This window comes from Cupriavidus sp. WGlv3 (assembly GCF_023952475.1).
Lineage (GTDB): Bacteria > Pseudomonadota > Gammaproteobacteria > Burkholderiales > Burkholderiaceae > Cupriavidus > Cupriavidus phytorum.
Genome location: NZ_JALHRX010000021.1, coordinates 37,783 through 58,411 on the forward strand (window position 1 = coordinate 37,783; position 20,629 = coordinate 58,411).

Annotated in this window: 17 protein-coding genes and 1 riboswitch; of the genes, 8 read left to right on the forward strand and 9 right to left on the reverse strand. The window is 68.0% G+C overall.

Features of this window, described 5'->3' with window-relative positions; all coding sequences use genetic code 11:
* Nucleotides 1-20: 20 nt before the first annotated feature.
* Complete coding sequence (gene thiC / locus MKD38_RS25655; RefSeq protein ID WP_115707857.1) at nt 21-1,901, reverse strand: phosphomethylpyrimidine synthase ThiC; 1,881 nt, start codon at nt 1,899-1,901, stop codon at nt 21-23.
* Nucleotides 1,902-2,001: 100 nt separating this feature from the next.
* Nucleotides 2,002-2,103, reverse strand: a riboswitch (TPP riboswitch).
* 201 nt (nt 2,104-2,304) lie between these two features.
* Here thiC and MKD38_RS25660 point away from each other — a divergent pair.
* Nucleotides 2,305-3,984: an acyl-CoA dehydrogenase family protein gene (locus MKD38_RS25660; protein WP_252681390.1), complete on the forward strand. Its 1,680-nt coding sequence runs from the start codon at nt 2,305-2,307 to the stop codon at nt 3,982-3,984.
* Here the strand turns inward: MKD38_RS25660 and MKD38_RS25665 are convergent.
* The gene (locus tag MKD38_RS25665; protein WP_252681392.1) at nt 3,981-5,660 is read right to left on the reverse strand and encodes a GMC family oxidoreductase; all 1,680 of its coding nucleotides are present in this window, start codon (nt 5,658-5,660) and stop codon (nt 3,981-3,983) included. The genes MKD38_RS25660 and MKD38_RS25665 overlap by 4 nt on opposite strands.
* A 299-nt stretch (nt 5,661-5,959) precedes the next feature.
* On the opposite strand from MKD38_RS25665, the gene MKD38_RS25670 reads away from it, so the two are divergent.
* Nucleotides 5,960-7,363 carry a coniferyl aldehyde dehydrogenase gene (locus tag MKD38_RS25670; RefSeq protein WP_252681394.1) on the forward strand — a complete coding sequence of 468 codons (1,404 nt, stop codon included), beginning with the start codon at nt 5,960-5,962 and terminating at the stop codon, nt 7,361-7,363.
* Between the two features lie 24 nt (nt 7,364-7,387).
* Here the strand turns inward: MKD38_RS25670 and kdoO are convergent, their stop codons facing one another.
* Both kdoO and metK read right to left on the reverse strand, forming a co-directional pair.
* Nucleotides 7,388-8,329, reverse strand: a complete 942-nt coding sequence (gene kdoO, locus MKD38_RS25675) for a Kdo hydroxylase KdoO (RefSeq protein WP_252681398.1) — start codon at nt 8,327-8,329, stop codon at nt 7,388-7,390.
* Between the two features lie 201 nt (nt 8,330-8,530).
* On the reverse strand, nt 8,531-9,694 hold the full coding sequence (gene metK / locus MKD38_RS25680) for a methionine adenosyltransferase (protein WP_010813318.1): 1,164 nt from the start codon (nt 9,692-9,694) through the stop codon (nt 8,531-8,533).
* 278 nt (nt 9,695-9,972) lie between these two features.
* Here metK and MKD38_RS25685 point away from each other — a divergent pair, with 278 nt between their 5' ends.
* From MKD38_RS25685 to MKD38_RS25700, 4 genes are all read left to right on the forward strand, one after another.
* Nucleotides 9,973-10,887 carry a lysophospholipid acyltransferase family protein gene (locus MKD38_RS25685; protein WP_252681402.1) on the forward strand — a complete coding sequence of 305 codons (915 nt, stop codon included), beginning with the start codon at nt 9,973-9,975 and terminating at the stop codon, nt 10,885-10,887.
* The gene (locus MKD38_RS25690; protein WP_252681404.1) at nt 10,884-11,777 is read left to right on the forward strand and encodes a lipid A biosynthesis lauroyl acyltransferase; all 894 of its coding nucleotides are present in this window, start codon (nt 10,884-10,886) and stop codon (nt 11,775-11,777) included. The genes MKD38_RS25685 and MKD38_RS25690 overlap by 4 nt, the downstream gene beginning before the upstream one ends.
* A gap of 57 nt (nt 11,778-11,834) precedes the next feature.
* A complete protein-coding gene (dapF, locus tag MKD38_RS25695; RefSeq protein ID WP_252681406.1) occupies nt 11,835-12,701 on the forward strand; it encodes a diaminopimelate epimerase in 867 nt (288 codons plus the stop codon).
* Between the two features lie 96 nt (nt 12,702-12,797).
* The gene (locus tag MKD38_RS25700; protein WP_252681409.1) at nt 12,798-13,607 is read left to right on the forward strand and encodes a polyphosphate kinase 2 family protein; all 810 of its coding nucleotides are present in this window, start codon (nt 12,798-12,800) and stop codon (nt 13,605-13,607) included.
* Between the two features lie 22 nt (nt 13,608-13,629).
* Here the strand turns inward: MKD38_RS25700 and MKD38_RS25705 are convergent, their stop codons facing one another.
* Nucleotides 13,630-14,937: a patatin-like phospholipase family protein gene (locus MKD38_RS25705; protein ID WP_252681412.1), complete on the reverse strand. Its 1,308-nt coding sequence runs from the start codon at nt 14,935-14,937 to the stop codon at nt 13,630-13,632.
* A 90-nt stretch (nt 14,938-15,027) separates the two neighbouring features.
* Nucleotides 15,028-15,723 carry an orotate phosphoribosyltransferase gene (gene pyrE / locus MKD38_RS25710; RefSeq protein ID WP_172582592.1) on the reverse strand — a complete coding sequence of 232 codons (696 nt, stop codon included), beginning with the start codon at nt 15,721-15,723 and terminating at the stop codon, nt 15,028-15,030.
* A 27-nt stretch (nt 15,724-15,750) separates the two neighbouring features.
* Here pyrE and MKD38_RS25715 point away from each other — a divergent pair, with 27 nt between their 5' ends.
* Entirely contained in the window at nt 15,751-16,527 is a 777-nt protein-coding gene (locus MKD38_RS25715) for an exodeoxyribonuclease III (protein ID WP_252681415.1), read from the forward strand.
* A 31-nt stretch (nt 16,528-16,558) separates the two neighbouring features.
* Here MKD38_RS25715 and MKD38_RS25720 read toward each other — a convergent pair whose 3' ends face one another.
* On the reverse strand, nt 16,559-16,957 hold the full coding sequence (locus tag MKD38_RS25720; RefSeq protein ID WP_252681418.1) for a type II toxin-antitoxin system MqsA family antitoxin: 399 nt from the start codon (nt 16,955-16,957) through the stop codon (nt 16,559-16,561).
* 32 nt (nt 16,958-16,989) lie between these two features.
* Nucleotides 16,990-17,286 (reverse strand): type II toxin-antitoxin system MqsR family toxin, encoded by a 297-nt coding sequence (locus MKD38_RS25725; RefSeq protein ID WP_252681421.1) that lies wholly within the window; start codon nt 17,284-17,286, stop codon nt 16,990-16,992.
* Between the two features lie 171 nt (nt 17,287-17,457).
* On the opposite strand from MKD38_RS25725, the gene argC reads away from it, so the two are divergent.
* Entirely contained in the window at nt 17,458-18,405 is a 948-nt protein-coding gene (gene argC / locus MKD38_RS25730) for an N-acetyl-gamma-glutamyl-phosphate reductase (protein ID WP_252681424.1), read from the forward strand.
* A gap of 75 nt (nt 18,406-18,480) precedes the next feature.
* Here argC and MKD38_RS25735 read toward each other — a convergent pair whose 3' ends face one another.
* Nucleotides 18,481-20,550, reverse strand: coding sequence for a S8 family peptidase (locus MKD38_RS25735; protein ID WP_252681428.1), 2,070 nt, complete (start codon nt 20,548-20,550; stop codon nt 18,481-18,483).
* Between the last annotated feature and the right edge of the window lie 79 nt (nt 20,551-20,629).

The following is a 20,629-nucleotide window of genomic DNA, read 5'->3' on the forward strand; positions in this document are numbered from 1 at the left end:
GCAGGTTTTCTGCTACTGCCTTACGAGTAGATCTTGCTGCCCTTCTTCAGGAACTCGATCGACTTTTCTTCCATGCCCTGCTGCGCTTCCTTGGGCAGCGAGGCCGCGTAGTCGCGCACTTCCTGCGTGATCTTCATCGAGCAGAACTTCGGCCCGCACATCGAGCAGAAGTGGGCGATCTTGGCACCCTCGGCCGGCAGCGTGGCGTCGTGGTAGGAGCGCGCGCGTTCCGGGTCGAGCCCCAGGTTGAACTGGTCTTCCCAGCGGAACTCGAAGCGCGCCTTCGACAGCGCGTTGTCGCGCAGCTGCGCGCCGGGCCAGCCCTTGGCAAGATCCGCGGCGTGGGCGGCGATCTTGTAGGTGATGATGCCCTCACGCACGTCTTCCTTGTCCGGCAGGCCCAGGTGCTCCTTGGGTGTGACGTAGCACAGCATGGCCGTGCCCATCCAGCCGATATTGGCCGCGCCGATGCCGCTGGTGATGTGGTCGTACCCCGGGGCGATGTCCGTCACCAGCGGTCCCAGCGTGTAGAACGGCGCCTCGTAGCAATGCTTGAGTTCTTCGTCCATGTTGGCCTGGATGCGCTGCAGCGGCACGTGGCCCGGGCCTTCGATCATCACCTGCACATCGTGCTTCCACGCCTTGGCGGTGAGCTCGCCCAGCGTGCGCAGCTCGCCGAACTGGGCCTCGTCGTTGGAGTCGGCGATGCAGCCCGGACGCAGGCCGTCGCCGAGGCTGAACGACACGTCGTACGCCTTCATGATCTCGCAGATCTCGTCGAAGTGCGTGTACAGGAAGTTTTCCTTGTGATGCGCCAGGCACCACTTGGCCATGATCGAGCCACCGCGCGAGACGATGCCGGTGACGCGGTCGGCGGTCAGCGGCACGTAGCGCAGCAGCACGCCGGCGTGGATGGTGAAGTAGTCCACGCCCTGCTCGGCCTGCTCGATCAGCGTGTCGCGGAACATCTCCCAGGTCAGGTCCTCGGCGATGCCGCCGGTCTTGTCCAGGGCCTGGTAGATCGGCACCGTGCCAATGGGCACCGGCGAATTGCGCAGGATCCATTCACGGGTTTCGTGGATATGCTTGCCGGTGGACAGGTCCATGATGGTGTCGGCGCCCCAGCGGATCGACCACACCATCTTTTCCACTTCCTCGGCCAGCGACGAGGTCACCGCCGAGTTGCCGAGGTTGCCGTTGATCTTGACGCGGAAATTGCGTCCGATCGCCATCGGTTCCAGCTCGGTGTGGTTGATGTTGGCGGGAATGATGGCGCGGCCCGAGGCGATCTCCTGGCGCACGAATTCCGGCGTGATGTCTTCCGGACGCAGCGGCAGGCCGGCGCCCAGCGCGTTGCCCGGATGCTGGCGCAGCAGTGCCTTGTATTCGGGCTTGTCGTACAGCGCCTGCAGGTTCAGCGACTCGCGCAGCGCCACGTATTCCATTTCCGGCGTGATGATGCCTTTGCGCGCATAGTGCATCTGCGACACGTTGGCACCGGCCTTGGCGCGGCGCGGATTGGTCAGCTGGGCGAAGCGCAGGTGCGCGGTGGCCGGGTCGTTGGCGCGGTCGCGGCCGTATTCCGACGACAGGCCGGGCAGCACTTCGGTATCGCCGCGCTCGTCAATCCACTTGGCGCGCAGCGCCGGCAGGCCGGCCTTCAGGTCGATATGCACGTCCGGATCGCTGTACGGGCCCGAAGTGTCATAGACCGGGATCGGCGGATTGGGCATGTCGCCCTTTTCCGTGCGCGTGGAAGTCTGCAGGATCGTGCGCAGCGGCACGCGGATATCCGGGCGGCTGCCGGTCAGGTAGGTCTTGCTCGAAGCCGGGTAGGCGAATTTCTGGTCGAGATCGCTTTCGAGCGATTCGAAGGATGCAGCGGGGGCAGTACGGGCCATGGGTGTCGTCCTCTCTCTCTTGCGGGGTGGACGAAACCAGGAGCCCTGTGAGCGCCGCCTGGCTTGTGGCCGAGGTGGCGAGTCCCGTGGGGACAAGAGGCTTGGTCTTGCTGAAACTTCCCACGCCGGTACTAACCGGATCGGGTTCGAAGGGACTCTCTCAGCCGCGCGGCCCATCCGCACGGCACCCCTGTTTCATCCAACGGGGTGAATTTAAGCACAGAGCACCGGTGGGCGCCAGTGCCAGTTGGCCGCCGCGGGTGGTGCCACAGTTGTGCAAAAAGGTATCGAATCGCGCATGCTGCACCGCAAAAATGGGCCAAAAGCGGACGACCGTGCACTCATGCGCGCGCGGCGTGATCTACCATGCAAGCAAACGACTAGCCCCGCTCGAGGAGACAGCATGACCGACGCCGCCACCCACCGCGTCTTCAACCAGGTGCCGGATCTCGCGCACTACAACCTGTTCGACAGCGATCCCACCGTGCGGGCCGCGCTCGAACGCCTTGGCGGCGGCTGGCATGCCGACGCGCTGCGGCAGTTCGGCGCGCGCCTGGGCGAGCCGGAAGTGCAGCAATGGGCCGCGGACGCCAACCGCCATGCGCCGCAGCTGCACACCCACAGCCGCACCGGCGAGCGCATCGACACGGTCGAATTCCATCCGGGCTGGCACGCGCTGCTGGGGCTGCTGCGCGGCCAGCAGCTGCAGGCCCTGCCGTTCGCGCAACCGCGCGCGGGCGCCTGGGCGGCGCGCACCGCGGGGTACTTCCTGCAGGCGCAGGTGGAATCGGGCTCGCTGTGCCCGCCCACCATGACCTTTGCCAGCATCCCGGTGCTGCGCAAGGAAGCCGCGCTGTTTACCGAGCTGGAACCGCGCCTCTATGCGGCCGAACATGATGCACGCGACCTGCCCTGGCGCGACAAGACCGCGATCATGATCGGCATGGGCATGACCGAGAAGCAAGGCGGCTCCGACGTGCGCGCCAACACCACGGTGGCGCGCCCCTTACACGGCGCAGGCGGCGAAGGCCGCGGCGCGGAATACGCGCTGACCGGGCACAAGTGGTTCTTCTCCGCACCGATGTGCGATGCGCATCTGGTGGTGGCGCGCATGGGTGCCGAAGACGGTCCGCTGTCGTGCTTCTTCGTGCCGCGCTTTCGCGACGACGGCAGCCGCAACGCGGTGCAGATCCAGCGGCTCAAGGACAAGCTCGGCAACCGCTCCAATGCCAGCAGCGAAGTCGAGTTCCGCGACGCCACCGGCATCCTGATCGGCGAGGAAGGCCGCGGCATCCCGACCATCATCGAGATGGCCACCAGCACGCGGCTGGACTGCGTGATCGGCAGCGCCGCGATCCTGCGCGCGGCCTACGTGCAGGCGCTGCACCACACGCGCCACCGCAGCGCCTTCGGCCGCCTGCTGTGCGACCAGCCGCTGATGCGCAACGTGCTGGCGGACCTGGCGCTGGAATCCGAAGCCGCCACGCTGCTGATGATGGAACTGGGCCAAGCCTTCGCGCAGGCCGAGGGCGACAACCCCGACCCGCTCGCCTCCGCTTGGAAACGCGTGGTCACGCCCGCGGCCAAGTTCTGGGTGTGCAAGCGCACGCTCGAAGCCACCGGCGAAGCGATGGAAGTCTGGGGCGGCAACGGCTATGTCGAAGAGGGGCCGATGGCGCGGCTGTACCGCGAGGCGCCGGTCAATTCGATCTGGGAAGGCTCGGGCAACATCATGTGCCTGGACGTGCTGCGCGCGCTCCAGCGCAATCCGGACGATGCCGCGCGCCTGCTGCAGGACCTGTCGCGCCGCGCCGGCGGCCACCCCGCGGTGCGCGCGGAACTGGCCTCGCTGCAGGCCATGCTGCGTGAAAACGCCGACCAGCTCGAAGCCAATGCGCGCCGCTTTGCCCAAAGCCTGGTGCTGACCGCGCAGGCGGCGCTGATGCTGGCGCATGCCGAACCCGCGCACGCCGAGCTGTTCGTCGCCAGCCGGCTCGGGCGCCAGCACGGGCGCGTGTTCGGCACGCTGGACGCGGATGCCGGCGCGCTCGGGCGGGTGGCGTCGCGCGGCTTCGAGGGCTAGGCCTCCATCGACTCCAGCACCCGCAGCATCACCCGCGGCGCATAGCGGATCAGGTCGTGCGCGCGCTCGCCGATCATGATCGCGGGCGCATTGGTGTTGCCGCCGATCAGCGTGGGCATCACCGAGGCATCGACCACGCGCAACCCCTCCACGCCGCGCACGCGCAGCTGCGGGTCGACCACCGCCATCGCATCCATGCCCATGCGGCAGGTGCCGACCGGGTGGTAGATGGTGTCGGCGCGCTCGCGGATCAGCTCGCGCACGGCGGCATCGTCGCTGCCATCGGCGCGCAGGCCAGCCGTATAAAGTTCGCGCCCGCCGAAGCAGGACAGCTGCGGCTGTGCCAGGATGCCGCGCACGATGCGCACGCCGGCCACCAGGTCGTCCAAGTCGCGCGCGTCGCTCAGATACTTCGGATCGATCAGCGGCGCGCGCCGGATATCGGCCGCGGCCAGACGGACCTCCCCACGGCTGCGCGGCCGCAGCAGGCAGACATGGCAGCAATAGCCATGGCCGAGATTTAGCTTGCGCATATGGTCATCGGCCAGGCCGACCACGAAATGCAGCTGCAGATCGGGCTCGGGCAGCGCCGGGTGGCTGCGCAGAAAGCCGCCGGCCTCGGCGAAGTTGCTCGACATCATGCCGGCGCGCTCGCGCCGGTAGCGCAGCATTTCGGACAGCAGCCTGGCAACCCCGCCGAACGATACGCCGAACAGCTCGGGCACGGCGGTGCGCTTGTGCAGCACCACGTCGAGATGGTCCTGCAGGTTGGCGCCCACGCCGGGCAAGTCATGAACTACGTCGATACCGTGTTCGCGCAGGTGCGCGGCGGGTCCGACCCCGGAGACCATCAGCAGCTGCGGCGAGCCGAACGTGCCCGCGCACACGATCACGTCGCGACGCGCGCGCAGCAGCTGCTGGCGGCCGTCACGCTGCACCAGCACCCCGGCGGCGTGGCGACCTTCGAAGACGATGCGCAGCGCCTGCGTGTCGGTCAGCACGCGCAGCCGCGCGCGGCCGCCGTTGCAGGCGCGATCGCGCGCGTTGCCGCCGTGCAGGTAGGCGCGCGCGGCGTTCCAGCGCTCGCCCGCGTGCTGCGTGACCTGGTACCAGCCGATGCCCTCCTGTTCTTCGCCGTTGAAATCGTCGTTGCGCGGATAGCCGGCCTGCTGCGCGGCCTCGATAAAGCGCTCGGCGAACGGGTTGGGCGTGCGCAGGTCGCTGACATGCAGCGGGCCGTTGCCGCCGTGCAGCGGATCGTCGTCGCTGCCCGCCAGGCGCTCGTTGCATTCGGCGCGGCGGAAGTACGGCAGCACGTCGTCCCAGGACCAGCCATCGCAGCCGGCGTCGGCCCAGGCATCGTAGTCGGCGGGCCGGCCGCGCGTGTAGATCATGGCGTTGATCGACGAGCAGCCGCCCAGCCCGCGCCCGCGCGGCTGGTAGCCGCGGCGGCCGTTCAGGCCCGGTTGCGGCACGGTGTGAAAGGCGTAGTTGCGCGCCCCCGCGCGCGGCAGCATCGCGGCCAGCCCGGCGGGTGTGCGCACCAGCACATGGTGGTCGTGGTGCCCGGCCTCGATCAGCGCGATGGTGTCGTCGCCGCTGTCGGCCAGGCGCCCCGCCAGCGCACAGCCCGCCGAGCCCGCGCCGACGATGACGTAGTCATAGGTGGTTTCCATCTGTCTCCCCGCGAGTCCGCAGGCGGCGCGCATGCGTGAGCCGGGCCGCGCCGGCGCGCGCCCTGTCCGTCCAGCGGATGGCAAGCCGTGAGATTCAGTGTAGGCGCTGGCTGCGCTGGCTCAAGGCCGGAGCGGGGCGGCGGCAACCAAAGGCACGGGCTTGACGGAGAGGCGCGCGAGCGCGCCGGACGGGCGTTTGAATCGGCTTTCTGGTAGCAAGCTTCCATTGTCTTGGCCGTCGCGCTGCCTTATCTTGCGCGATGGTGCGCCAATGTGCGCGCAAATCCAGGAGCGCAGCCATGCGAGAAGTCCCCGACCTGTCGTCCGTCTTCGGTGCGATGCATGCCGCCTCGCGGCGCGACCAGCTGCCCGCGTGGACCGTGCGTGCCGATCGCCTGCAACGCCTGCGACGCCTGGTGACCGAAAACCAGGCCGAAATTGCCGCGGCAATCCACGCCGATTTCACCAATCGCCCGCGCCAGGAAACCGCGCTGCTGGAGGTGTTCCCCAGCCTGGCCGGCATCGACGATGCGCTGCGCCACGGCAAGCGCTGGATGCGCGTGCGGCGCGCGCCTACCGGGTTCTGGTTCCGTCCCGGGCGCTCGCGCCTGGTGCCGCAGCCGCTCGGCGTGGTGGGCATCGTGGTGCCCTGGAACTATCCGCTGTACCTGACCGTCGGCCCGCTCGCCGGCGCACTGGCGGCAGGCAATCGCGCCATGGTCAAGCTGTCGGAATACACGCCGCGTTTTGCGGCGCTGTTCGCGCAACTGGTGCCGCAGCACTTCGCCCCGGACGAGATCGTGGTGATCAACGGCGATGCCGACGTGGCCAGCGCCTTCACCGCGCTGCCGTTCGACCACCTGCTGTTCACGGGTTCGACCGCGGTCGGCCACCATGTGATGCGGGCGGCGGCCGCCAACCTGACCCCCGTGACGCTGGAGCTGGGCGGCAAGTCGCCGGCCATCGTCGGCGCCGGCGCCGACCTGGAGCGCGCGGTGGAGCGCATCCTGGTGGGCAAGCTGATGAACGCGGGGCAGACCTGCATCGCGCCGGATTATGTGATGGTGCCGGAGGACTTGCGCGGTCAACTGGTGGACGCGGCGCGCCGCTGCGTGGGCCGGCTCTACCCTGACCTGGCGCGCAACCCCGACTACACCAGCATCATCAGCCCGCGGCATTTTGCCCGGCTGGCAGCGCTGGTCGACGAGGCCGCCGCGCAAGGTGCGACCGTGGTGCCGCTGTCGGAGGCGCTGCCGGATGCACAGGCGCGGCGCCTGCCGCCGGTGCTGCTGCTGGACGTGCCCGACGGCGTGACCGCGATGCGCGAGGAAATCTTCGGGCCGGTTTTGCCGGTGGTGACCTACCGCACCCTCGACGACGCGGTGGACTATATCAACGCGCGCCCGCGGCCGCTGGCGCTGTACCTGTTCGAGCGCGACCGCGGCGCCATCGCCCATGTGATGCAGCAGACCGTCGCCGGCGGTGTCACCGTCAACGACACGCTGTTCCATATCGCCCAGGACGGCCTGCCGTTCGGCGGCGTCGGCGCCAGCGGCATGGGCGCGTATCACGGGCAGGCGGGCTTCGATACCTTTTCGAAGGTGAAGCCGGTATTCCACCAGGCCAGCCTGAACGGCGCCGGCCTGCTCAAGCCGCCTTACGGCAAGACCTTCGACACCATGCTGCGCCTGCTGCTGCGTTAGGAGCAGGGCGGCGCAGGCCGCGCCTCACGACACCAGCATCGGCCGCCCGAGCATGCGCGACAGCACTGCCTCGGGCGAATGGGTGTGGTCCGAAATCGCCTGCGGCGCCAGGTAGATGGTCTGCTCCATCATCGCGCGCCCGCGCATGGCCGCGTGCAGCAGCTGGTCGCTGAAGACGATCCAGGTCGCACCCGGCGGGAAGTGGAATTCCTGCTGCGGCACGTTGGCCTGGTAATCCAGGTCGGCCTTGGCCAGGTCATGCAGCTGCAGCATGCGGTGGTCGTATTCCGAGCGGCGGCGCTTGGTGATATGCAGCAGCTTCATCAGCGCCGCCTGCCCCGGCCACATGCCGTGGGTCTTGGGCACGAATTTCTGCGCAAAGTCGCCGAACGGCTCGCCCACGCGCCACACACGCGGCGCGGCCGGGTCGATATTGTGGAACACGCGCAACAGGCGCTTGCCCAGCATCGGGTTGGACGGGAATGAATCGACGTGCAGGCGGGTGTCGTCCTTGCGCCAGCTGACCGGGCGCCCGGCGATCTCGCTGGGCCGCAGCGAGGTGCCGGCGCGGGTCATGTGCGGGATGTATTCCGGAAACAGCGTGCGGATCAGCAACTCGCTGCTGTCGGCGTAGCGGCGGATCAGCGCGTAGAGGCCGGCCAGGTCCTGCTCGGTGCCCTGCGCGCCGCGCACCGCGTTGTCGCCGGCGCGCAGGTTGATGTTCTTGGACTTGCCGTCGGAATAGCGGGCATCGAGGAAGCGCTCTTCGCCCGGCTGGAACTGGAACTTCAGGTTGGGGAAATAGAGCACCGCGCCTTGCTCCAGTTCGCGGCGCAGCGTGGCGCGCGCTTCGGCGCTGACCTCGGGCGCCCACTCCGTATAGGGCTGCGGACGGATCAGGTCGAGCTGGCCGGCGGCAGCAGGCCGGGCGAGGGGCGACGGGGCAAGGACAGGCGCTTCGGACATGGCATCCTCTGGGAACGGTTACCAGTGTTTGGGGGTGGCCGCCGCGGCGGCATGGCGTGCCGGAATTTTACTCCGAGCGCCGGCCGTGGCGCCGGCTTCACGCGGCAGCTGGACTACGATCAAACCCGCGTTAAAAAACCCCGCGGGCCCTTGCGGACCGGCGGGGCTTGCCGTCAGGACGACGGACGCGGGCGGCGGCGCTTACAGGCCGGCCGCGGCGCGCAGCGCAGCCGCCTTGTCGGTGGCTTCCCACGAGAATTCCGGCTCTTCGCGGCCGAAGTGGCCATAGGCCGCAGTCTTCTCGTAGATCGGCCGCAGCAGGTCCAGCATCTGCACGATGCCCTTCGGGCGCAGGTCGAAATGCTCCTGCACCAGCTCCGCGATCTTGGCGTCCGGAATCTTGCCGGTGCCTTCGGTATAGACCGTCACGTTGATTGGCCGCGCCACGCCGATGGCGTAGCTGACCTGCACCTGGCACTGCCGCGCCAGGCCCGAGGCCACCACGTTCTTGGCCACGTAGCGCGCCGCGTAGGCGGCCGAGCGGTCGACCTTGGACGGGTCCTTGCCCGAGAACGCGCCGCCGCCGTGCGGCGAGGCGCCGCCGTAGGTGTCGACGATGATCTTGCGCCCGGTCAGGCCGCAGTCGCCCTGCGGCCCGCCGATCACGAAGCGCCCGGTCGGGTTCACCAGGTACTTGGTTTCCTTGAGCATCTCGGCCGGCAGCACCGGCTTGATGATCTCCTCGATCACGGCCTCGCGGATCTGCGCCTGGGTGATGTCGGGCGAATGCTGGGTCGACAGCACCACGGTATCCACGCTGTGCGGCTTGCCGTCGACATAACGCACCGTGACCTGCGACTTGGCGTCCGGGCGCAGCCACGGCAGGCGGCCGTCTCGGCGCAGCAGCGACTGGCGCTCGACCAGGCGGTGCGCATAGTAGATCGGGAACGGCATCAGTTCCGGGGTCTCGTCGCAGGCGTAGCCGAACATCAGGCCCTGGTCGCCGGCACCCTGGTTCAGGTAGTCGTCCGAGGCGCGGTCGACGCCCTGCGCGATGTCGGGCGACTGCTTGTCATAGGCCACCAGTACCGCGCAGCCCTTGTAGTCGATGCCGTAATCGGTGTTGTCGTACCCGATGCGCTTGATGGTGTCGCGCGCGATCTGGATGTAGTCGACATTGGCGGTCGTGGTGATTTCCCCGGCCAGCACCACCAGACCGGTGTTGCAAAGCGTCTCAGCTGCCACACGCGCATACTTGTCCTGCGCCAGGATGGCGTCCAGGACGGCGTCGGAAATCTGGTCGGCGACCTTGTCGGGATGGCCTTCGGAGACGGATTCCGAAGTAAAAAGGAAGTCGTTTGCCACGAACTTATTCTCCAGGTTGGCTATTGCGTGCCAGCCTGTTCGGTTCATGGCGGCGACGCTTTAGCGGTATTTCAGGCAGCCCGGTTAGAGCCGCATCGCCCCGCAAGTTGTCAGTTAACTCGGCGATACACGCTATTATACGCGCCTGCAGGCGTCGTTGCAGCGCCACAGGCGTGCGGTACGACACCTTGCCGGCACGCCGGACCAACGCCTGCCTGCCCGTCTGATCCCGGCACAGACCCGGCGGCGGACTTGCCTGGACCCTTCTTCCACGCCTGATGACTTTTTTATTCTGGCTGATCTCCCGTTTTCCACTGCGGCTGCTGCAGGCCGCGGGCGGCGCGCTGGGCCTGCTGAGCGCCCGCCTGCCGGGCCGCTATGGCCAGCGCCTGCGGGAAAACTTCAGGCTCGCCTTCCCCGACGCCACCGAGGCGATGATCGACGAGGCCGCCCGCTCGGCCGGGCGCATGATCATCGAGATGCCCTACTTCTGGAGCCGTCGCAGGATCGGCGCGAAGCTGTACGGCTTCGACGACCACCTTTGGCCCGAACTGGCTAACCTGCAGGCGCGCGGCAAGGGCATCATCATCCTGACGCCGCACCTGGGCTGCTTCGAGGTGCTGCCGCAATCCCACGCCCTGCATCGCCCGGTGACCGCGCTGTTCAAGCCGCCGCACCAGCCGTGGCTGCGCGACTGGATCGAAAAGATGCGCACCCGGCCCAACATGCATATGGCGCCGGCCACGCCGCGCGGCGTGCGCATGCTGGTGAAGGCGCTCAAGCGCGGCCAGGCGGTGGGCATCCTGCCCGACCAGGTGCCCAGTGGCGGCGAAGGCAACTGGGCGCCGTTCTTCGGCAAGCCCGCCTACACCATGGCGCTGGTGCACCGGCTGCAGCAACTGACCGGCGCGCCGGTGGTGGCGATCTTTGCCGAGCGGCTGCCGCGCGGCGCCGGCTACCGCGGCCATCTGCGCGTGATCGAGGACGGCGGCATGCTGCCGGACGATCCGGCCGCCGCCGCCGCGATCATCAACCGCACCATCGAAGCACTGGTGCGCCAGTGCCCGACGCAATACCTGTGGGGCTACAACCGCTACAAGCAACCCGCCGGAGCGGGCACCCCCGGCATCCCGGACACGCCGGCTACCGAGGGCACGGATTCCGAGCCGGCGACTGATCGATCGACTTCATGAGCCGTGTGTTCACGTGGCTCGGCATCGGCCTGCTGACCGTGCTGGGCAAGCTGCCCTACCCATTCGTCGCGCGCTTCGGCGAGGCGCTGGGCAGCCTGCTGTACCGGATCCCCAGCGAGCGGCGCAAGGTAGTGCAGGCCAACCTGCGCCTGTGTTTCCCCGACCGCACCGAGGCCGAGATCGACGCGCTGTCGCGGCAGAGCTTCCGCCTGCTGTTCCGCAGCTTTGCCGAGCGCGGCATCTTCTGGACCGGCAGTGAGGCGCAGATGCGCCGCTGGGTGCAGATCGACGACCAGGCCGGGCTGGTCGAGCTCGACGGCACGCCGCACATCCTCGTGACGCTGCACCTGGCGGGCGTGGAAGCCGGCGCGATCCGGCTCACCATCCACCTGCGCGAGCGTGTCGGCCGCTCCGGCGCATCGCTCTATACCAGGCAGAAGAACGCGCTGTTCGACGGCTTCCTCAAGCAGGCGCGCGGGCGCTTCGGTGCCAACATGATCTCGCGCAACGACAGCGCGCGCGACATCCTGCGCTGCCTGAAGAAGGGCGAGGCGCTGCAGCTGATCGCCGACATGGACTTCGGCGAGCGCGACTCGGAGTTCGTGCCCTTCTTCGGCGTGCAGGCGCTGACGCTGACCTCGGTCTCGCGGCTGGCGCGCCTGACCGGCGCCAGGGTGGTGCCGATCTACACCGAGATGCTGCCCGACTACCAGGGCTATGTGCTGCGCGTGCTGCCGGCGTGGGAGCACTACCCCGGCGCGAGCGTGACCGACGACACGCGCCGCATGAATGCCTTTTTCGAGGACTGCATCCGTCCACGCGTGCCTGAGTACTATTGGGTGCACAAACGCTTCAAGCACCGCCTGCCGGGCGAGCCCGAGATCTACTGAGCGCTACGAAGCGAAGTGCGCCGGCACGTCCGGCGTCGCGCCGCTACAATCCCCACCATGAAACTCAAGTTCACCAAGATGCATGGCGCCGGCAACGACTTTGTCGTGCTCGACGGCATCCACCAGCAGATCGACCTGACCCCGGCCCAGTGGCGCGCGCTGGCCAGCCGGCATTTCGGCGTGGGCGCGGACCAGATCCTGATCGTCGAGAAGCCGACGCGCCCGGACGTCGATTTCCGCTACCGCATCGTCAATGCCGACGGCAGCGAGGTCGAGCACTGCGGCAATGGCGCGCGCTGCTTCGTGCGCTTTGTCACCGAGCAGGGCATGACCAACAAGCGTTCGGTGCGCGTCGAGGTGATGAACGGCGTGATCACGCTGACGCTGCAGGACGATGGCCAGGTCACGGTCGACATGGGCGCGCCCGAGCTGGAACCGGCGCGCGTGCCGTTCCTCGCCCAGGGCCTGCCCACGCGTACCGAGGGCGCCGACACGCTGTACGGCCTCGAGGTCAACGGCCGCACCGAATGGATCTCGGCGGTGTCGATGGGCAATCCGCACGCGGTGCAGGTGGTGGACGACGTCGAGAACTTCCCGGTGCTGCAGGACGGCCCGGTGATCGAGCACCACCCGGCCTTCCCCAACCGCGTCAACGCCGGCTTCATGCAGGTGGTTGACCGCCACGCCATCCGCCTGCGCGTCTACGAGCGCGGCGCCGGCGAGACCCTGGCCTGCGGCACCGGCGCCTGCGCGGCGGTGGTGGCCGGCATCCGGCGCGGCCTGCTGGATTCGCCGGTGCGGGTCCACACCCATGGCGGCGAGCTGACCATTGCCTGGGACGGCGACGCCGAACCGGTGCGCATGACCGGCCCGGCCACCACTGTGTTCGAAGGCAGCATTGACCTGGCGGCCCTGCCGGCCTGACCATAGGGGCTGCGCGCCCCTTTTTCCCTCCCCTGCAGCGCAGTCCCCGGGGCGCCCGATTCCCTGATCCCGCAGATCATCGCGAATGGAGCGCCCATGCCGCTGGACGATTTCCGCATCACCTCTGGCAAGCGATTCCGCCTTGCCGACTTCGAGCCGGGCAGCAAGCCGCTGTCATGCGGCAAGAAAGAGGAAGACCTGGCCCGCATCATCGAGTTGAGCAACGCCCTCGACGCGCAGCAGGACATCTTCTATGCCGAGCACCGCCGCAAGCTGCTGGTGGTGCTGCAGGGCATGGACACCAGCGGCAAGGACGGCACCGTGCGCGGCGTGTTCCGCAGCTTCGATCCGCTGGGCATCCGCGTGGTGGGTTTCAAGGCGCCGTCGCCCGAGGAGCTGGCGCGCGACTACCTGTGGCGCATCCACCAGCAGGTGCCGAAGGCGGGCGAGATCGTGGTCTTCAACCGCAGCCACTACGAAGACGTGCTGGTCACGCGCGTGCATGACTGGATCGACGCCGCCGAATGCGAGCGGCGCTTGCGCCAGATCCGCGAATTCGAGTCGATGCTGACCGAGACCGGCACCACCATCATCAAGTGCTTCCTGCACATTTCGCGCGACGAGCAGAAGTCGCGGCTCGAAGCGCGGCTGGCAGACCCGCAGAAGCACTGGAAATTCGACACCAACGACCTCGCCGAGCGCAAGCACTGGACGGCATACATGGATGCTTACGAGGCCGCCATCAAGGCGACAAGCACGCCGGAATGCCCGTGGTACGTGGTGCCGGCCGACTCCAAGACACACCGCAACCTGATGGTGGCCGAGATCCTGACCAAGGTCTTCGAGGACCTGAAGCCGGCGTATCCGCCGGCGCGGCCGGAACTGGCAAAGCTCAAGGTCGACTGAGTTCGGCGCGCACCGGGCGCGCTCAGCCCCCGTTGCCGCGATGCACGTCGTGCGTGACGAACGGGTGCTCGCGGCTCGGCATGGCCAGCCAATGCGGATGGCGCAGGGTCTGGCGGATATCTTCGAGCCCGCTGGTCCAGTGCTCGTGCATGGTCAGCGGGCCGAACTGATAATCCTTGGCCAGGTTCTCGAACGACTTGTCGCGGTAGATCAGCTGGATCACGTTGCGGCGCGCATCGCACGACTGCTCCGCGGCACGGCGGTACCAGTCGTTGTCGCGCTTGGACTGCGGCACCAGCGCCATCACCTCGTTGAGCATGCGGCGCAGGTTCTGCTGCTCGCGCATATAGTCGGTGATGGCCCGGGTGCGGCTGGAATACTGGATGTCCTTCTGGCGCTCGGCCACGTCGATCAGGTCGTGCGGCAGCTTGCCGCGCGCGCTCCACAGGTCGACCTGGAAGATCAGCGCATCGCGCCGCGGCTGCGCGGTCAACACCTCGGCCAGCGGCGTGTTCGAGACCAGCCCGCCGTCCCAGTAGTATTCGCCATCGATCTCCACCGCCGGGAACCCCGGCGGCAGCGCGCCCGAGGCCATGAAATGCTCGGCGCAGAGTTTGTCGCGGGTATTGTCGAAGTAGGCAAAGTTGCCGGTGCGGACATTGACCGCGCCCACCGAGACCCGCATCAGGTCGGGGCGATGGTTGATCAGGTCGAAGTCGGCAAAGCGCTCCAGCGTGGCCTTCAGCGGCTTGGTGTCGTAGAAGCTGGCATGGGTCGGGTCCGAGTAGCGCGACATCAGCGCCGGCCAACTGCGCGGCTGGAAGAAGCCGCGCTGGCCCTCCAGCATGGCGCGCGCCGCGTGCAGGCCGTCGAACCAGATCCGCATCGGCTCGGGCCAGCTCGCCGCTTCGTCGGCGAACCAGGTGTAGGACAGGCTGGGCAGCCACGGCTGCGCGCAGATGTGCTCCCAGAACGCCCGCAACTGCTCGACCCGGCGCTGCGGCGGATTGCCGGCGATGATGGCCGCGTTCAACGCACCGATCGAAATGCCGGCGACCCAGTTGGGATAGATGCCGCCATCGGCCAGGCCCTGGTACACGCCGGCCTGGTAGGCGCCCAGCGCGCCGCCGCCCTGCAGCACCAATGCGCGCACGGCATAGGCCTCGTGCGCGGGCCGGTCGGGCGCCTTGGCCGCCTTGCGCACCGGCTTGCGCGGCCGCACCTGGGCGCCGCGCTCGGCCAGCGAATCGCCGTTGGCGGCGGACTCCGCCGTTGGGGACGGCGTTGCCGCCTGCCGCACTGCCCGTTCCTGCCGCTCCTTTGCCGCCACGCCGCGCTCCCTCCCAGTCTGAAAGTCAGCCGTGTGCCTACCGGCCACGCCCCGGGCGCTGGCTGCCAGCGCCCGGCCTCTGCAACGGTTTCAGACGCCGTAGCGCTGACGATAGGCCGCCACGGCCTCGCGCGAGGCGCCCAGCGCCGGGTCCTGCGAGGCATCGAGATAGGCCAGCAGGTCCTTCAGGCTGGCGATGGCGATCACCGGGATGCCGAATTCGCGCTGCACGTCCTGCACCGCAGAATGGGTGCCGACCTGCTCGGCGGTGCCGCTCTTTTCCATGCGGTCCAGCGCGATCAGCACTGCGGCGGGCTCGGCGCCGGCTGCGCGAATCAGGTTGACCGACTCGCGTACCGAGGTGCCGGCGGAGATCACGTCGTCGACGATCACCACCTTGCCCTGCAGCTTGGCCCCGACCAGCGTGCCGCCTTCGCCGTGGTCCTTGGCTTCCTTGCGGTTGTAGGCGAAGCCGACATCACGTCCCATGCCGGCCAGCGCCACCGCGGTCGCCGACGCCAGGGTGATGCCCTTGTACGCCGGCCCGAACAGCACGTCGAACTGCACGCCAGAGGCCAGCAGGGTTTTCGCATAGAATTGCGCCACCTGGCCCAGCATGCCGCCCTGGTTGAACAGGCCGGCATTGAAGAAGTAAGGCGACTTGCGGCCGGCCTTGGTGACGAACTCGCCGAACGACAGCACGCCTGCGTCGAGCGCAAAGCGGATAAAGGTCTGGCTGAGATCAGTACCGGCTGTCGCCGCGGGCGGATTCTGCTGCGTCATCATTTCTCTCTGAATTCAAAATTTCCCCGAATGTTACGGATTATCAGCGCCAACCTCAACGGCATCCGCTCCGCGTCGAAGAAGGGCTTTTTCGACTGGATGGGCAAACAGGACGCAGACATGGTCTGTGTGCAGGAACTGAAGGCGCAGTCCGCCGACATGACGGAAGCGTTCCTGGCGCCACACGGCTACCACGGCTTTTTTCATTACGCCGAGAAGAAGGGCTATAGCGGCGTCGGACTCTACACGCGCCACAAGCCCGAGCGGGTCATCACCGGCTTCGGCAACGCTGAATTCGACAGCGAGGGCCGCTATGTGGAAGTGCAGTACCCGCACCTGGCGGTCATTTCCGTGTACGTGCCGTCCGGCTCGAGCGGCGAGGAGCGCCAGCTGGCCAAGTTTCGCTTCATGGAAGCATTCCTGCCGCACCTGCTGCAACTGAAGGCCAGCGGCCGCGAAATCGTGCTGTGCGGCGACGTCAACATCGCGCACAAGGAAATCGACATCAAGAACTGGAAGGGCAACCTGAAAAATTCAGGGTTCTTGCCGGAGGAGCGGGCCTGGATCGGCGAGCTGTTCGACGTGCACGGCTATGTCGACGTGTTCCGCAAGCTGGATCCGCGGCCGGACCAGTACACGTGGTGGAGCAACCGCGGCCAGGCCTACGCCAAGAACGTCGGCTGGCGCATCGACTACCACCTCGCCACGCCGAAGATCGCCGACACCGCGCAGCTGTGCTCGATCTACAAGGACGAGAAGTTCAGCGACCACGCGCCGCTGTCGATCGACTATAACTTTCCGCTCTGACAGCGGGCGCATCGGGCCGGTTCAGGCCGATTCAGGCCGCCCGGATCTCTTCCAGCAGTTCCGGGTGGCGGTCCAGCAGCCGCAGCAGCTTCACCAGCGCCAGTGGTGGCTTGGTCCGCCCGGTTTCGTACCGCGAGAACGCATTGACGCCACCGCCGAAGATTTCGGCGGCCTCGCGCTGGTCCAGGCGCAGCTTCTTGCGGACTTCGGTGATATAGGCCGGGTCGACGAGGGCGGCGTTGACCTGCCGGTTGAAAGCCAGCATCGCCTCGCTCACCCAGTCGCTGTCACGGGGCAGCACGCCCTCGCCGCACTTGGGGCACCATTGGCCGGACACATTCGGGATCACCGTGGTCTCACCGCGGTACGTATAGGGCACGTCGCGCGTTCCCGCCACCAGTTCCGCGCCACCGCACTCGGGACATTTCATCTTGCTTCCTCCAGCTGTTCGCCTCGGTGCAGTTACCTTGGCTTGAAGGAAACGACCAGTACGTCGTTGGGGACGGTGAGCTTCACATACAGCGCACCATGCGGCGTGATGGGCCGGTAGACGTCCTGCCAGATCCGATCGTCCTCGTATGTTGTCATGCTCTTGTAAAAGTCCGCTGGCTGGAGGCGGGCCAGGATGTCGCGCACCCCGCTCCTGCCCAGACCCATCATCGACGCGTGGGAATACGCGGCATACGTCATTTCCATCTTGCCCGCCAGCAACAGAGCCTTCACATCCCGCAGCTTGTAATGCGCGGTTCCCTTCTCCATGAAAACTAACCTACTTGGTTAAAACCCGCAAGCCGCGAACTGTGCCAAAGCGCAGGACTCCAATTGGTACAAACCCCTGCGACAGGCCCCCATCCCCGTTACAATGCGGGTTCGCCCCTGCGCCCGGCAGGAGAGGTTTCGCATTCCCGCATTTCAAAGAGCGAGTCAGCCATGGTTTTCAAAGTGTTCGTCGATGGTCAGGAAGGCACCACCGGTCTCCGGCTGCTTGACTATCTTTCCGGTCGTGCCGACGTGGAACTGCTGCGCATTGCCGAAGACAAGCGCAAGGACCCGGCCGAACGAGCACGCTTCCTGAACGCCGCCGACGTCGCCTTCCTGTGCCTGCCCGACGTGGCCTCGCGCGAGGCGGTGTCGCTGGTGACCAGCCCGGACACCTGCGTGATCGACGCCAGCACGGCGTTTCGCACCGCCGACAACTGGGCCTACGGCCTGCCCGAACTCGCGCGCGGCCAGCGCGACAAGATCCGCGCCAGCAAGCGCATCGCGGTGCCGGGCTGCCACGCAAGCGCCTTCGTGCTGGCGGTGCGCCCGCTGGTGGATGCCGGCGTGCTGCCGGCCGACTACCCGCTGTCGGCGTTCTCGCTGACCGGCTACAGCGGCGGCGGCAAGTCGATGATTGCGGAGTTCGAAGCCGGCGGTAACGCGAAGCTGAACAGCCCGCGCCCCTACGCGCTGGGCCTGGAGCACAAGCACCTGCCGGAAATGCGCGTGCAGGCCGGCCTGACCCAGGCGCCGATCTTCAACCCCATCGTCGGCAATTTCCTCAAGGGCCTGGCGGTGACGGTGCCGGTGTTCGCCGAGCGCCTGGCGCGCAAGGTCAGCCCCGAGCAGATCGTCGAGATCTATCGCCAGCACTATGAAGGCGAGCAGTTCGTGCGCGTGATGCCGTACAACAGCGCCGACAACCTCGACGGCGGTTTCTTCGACGTGCAGGCCAACAACGACACCAACCGCGTCGACCTGTTCGTGTTCGGCAATGCCGAGCGCCTGAACCTGGTGGCGCGCCTGGACAACCTGGGCAAGGGCGCGGCCGGCGCGGCGGTGCAATGCATGAACGTGCATGTGGGCGCCGACGAGGCCAGCGGACTGCGGGCCTGAAGCCAGCCGTTCCCGCACGTCAAAAAAGCCGGCACTTGAACTGCCGGCTTTTTTGTTGCACGTTGCTGCCGCGTCCTACACGCGTTGCAGCGCGCGCAACGCGTCGACCAGCCCCGCCCCCTGGAAGGAGCGCTCGCGTCCCAGGTCGGTAGCCGCGGCGCACAGGATGGTTTTGACCGTCTCAGGCTGGCCCATCAGTTCATTGTTGCGCGACAGCAGCAGCGCCGCGACCCCGGACACATGGGGCGCCGCCATGCTGGTGCCGTCCATCGACGCCAGCGTGCCGCCGGGCACGGTCGAGGTGATCTTCTCCCCCGGCGCGACCAGGTCGGGCTTGATGCGGCCATCGCCGGTGGGACCGTGGCTGGAAAAGTAGGAAATGCCGAAGCGGTAGGGATCGGTGCGGTGGGTCGCTCCCACCGTGATCACGGCGCGCGCATTGCCGGGATCGGTGATGGTCTGGCCGCGGAAGCCGGCGCCCATGTGTTCGGCGGCGAAGGCCTCGTCGTAGCCGTAGTTGCCCGCCGCCGCCACCACGATCACGCCGCTGGCCACCAGGCGGTCGCACTCGACGCACACCGGCGTGCTGCCGCAGGCGTAGCTGCGCACGTCGTGGCGCAGCGCCACGCTCAGGTTGATGCCGTGCACCGACTGCCGGTCGCGGCTCTGGTTGAGCCAGCGCACGTACTGCAGCGCGCCCAGGATGCCGAACTCGTCGCCCCTGCCCTGCGCGTCGAAAACGCGCAGGTCGAGCAGTTCGATGCGCGGGCAGATGCCGCTGACCTCGCCGGCCTCCATCAGCTCGGGCGGCAGCGGCATGGGATCCGGCCGCGCCAGGTAGGCCGACGCAGGCCAGCCGGCGCCGATGATGCCCGCCACATGCGTACCGTGGCTGCCGCCGGGCGCCACGTACTGCGCCGGGTCATCGTGGCTGATTTCCAGCAGGGGCTCGATCACCGACCAGTCGATGATGCGGCCATGCGCCAGGTCCTCGGCAATCGCGGCGATGCGCTGCCGCAGCTCAGCCTCGCCCGGCCCGCGCTTGCCCTTGGGCATGGGCGGCAGGCGGCCGCTGGTGATCGCCGACAGGCGCGTGAAGTCCAGCGTCCGGACCACGCGCGACAGGCGCGGCGCGATCAGCCCGTCGCGCACGGGCAGCGGCCCGTCCAGCTTGAGCGGATCGAAGAAGGCCGGATGGCGCGCGTCGATGCCGGAATCGATCACCGCCCAGCGCACGCCCTGTCCGCCGGTATCGAACACACGGATGGCCGCATCGGCCTTGACGGTCTTGCGCGAGGCGAACACCGCGTGCTCGGCCGGCCGGTTGACCGAGATGCGCCATAGCGGCGAGACGGCGGCGGCAGCGGCGGCGTCTCCGGCGGCCATGCCGGCTGTCGGCGTGGCCGCCCCCTCCACATGATCCTCGCGCAGGCAATCCCACAGTGTCTCGAGCACCTGGCGGCTGGCCTGCGTGACACGCCGCGTCAGGCCACCGGGCGGGAAGCTGTCGTCGTGCAGGCCCAGCAGCGTCAGCGCGACGTACTGCGCGGCGACATTGACCAGCCGCCCCAGCGCCTGCCCGGCCGGCGCGGCGAGACCGCCGAAGCGGGTACGCGCCGCGGTGTAGCCGATGTCCTTGAAGCGCGCCAGCGCCGCCTCGCTGCCGACATGGGCCAGCACCGACTCGCCCAGCCAGCGCACCAGCGCGTCGCCGGTCAGGCTCAGCGCCAGCGCACTGCGCGCGGCGGGCGTCCACCTGATGCCGGCCATCGGCACGCGCACCTCGCGGTGCCACCAGGCGGTGAGCGGCAGCAAGCGCAGCATGTCGAAGAAATCGATCTGCGCCAGCAGGTGCGATTCATTGGCGGCAAGGAAGCGCGGGCCGGCGGGGTCCGCTGCCGGACCGGCCAGCGCCGGCAGGCGCCTCAGCACCGCGGCGCGCAGCGCGGCGATGCCGGCGCCGTGGTGCGGGGTCAGCAGCAGGCCGCGCGGCACCTCGAACGATTCGCCGGATGCATACAGCAGCCAGACTTCGGAGCTGACCGGCAGGTCGCTGGTGAAGCGGTCGGGCTCGGCCTCGCAGCCGGCGAAGATCAGCAGATACGCGGCCCGCCGTTCCGACGGGCTCATGCGGTTCAGGCTCATGCGGGTCCCCCTGCGGTTGTCGCATTGTCCCCGGCGCCGGCTTCACGCCATCAAGGCGCTGTCCGGAATGCGGCGCGGC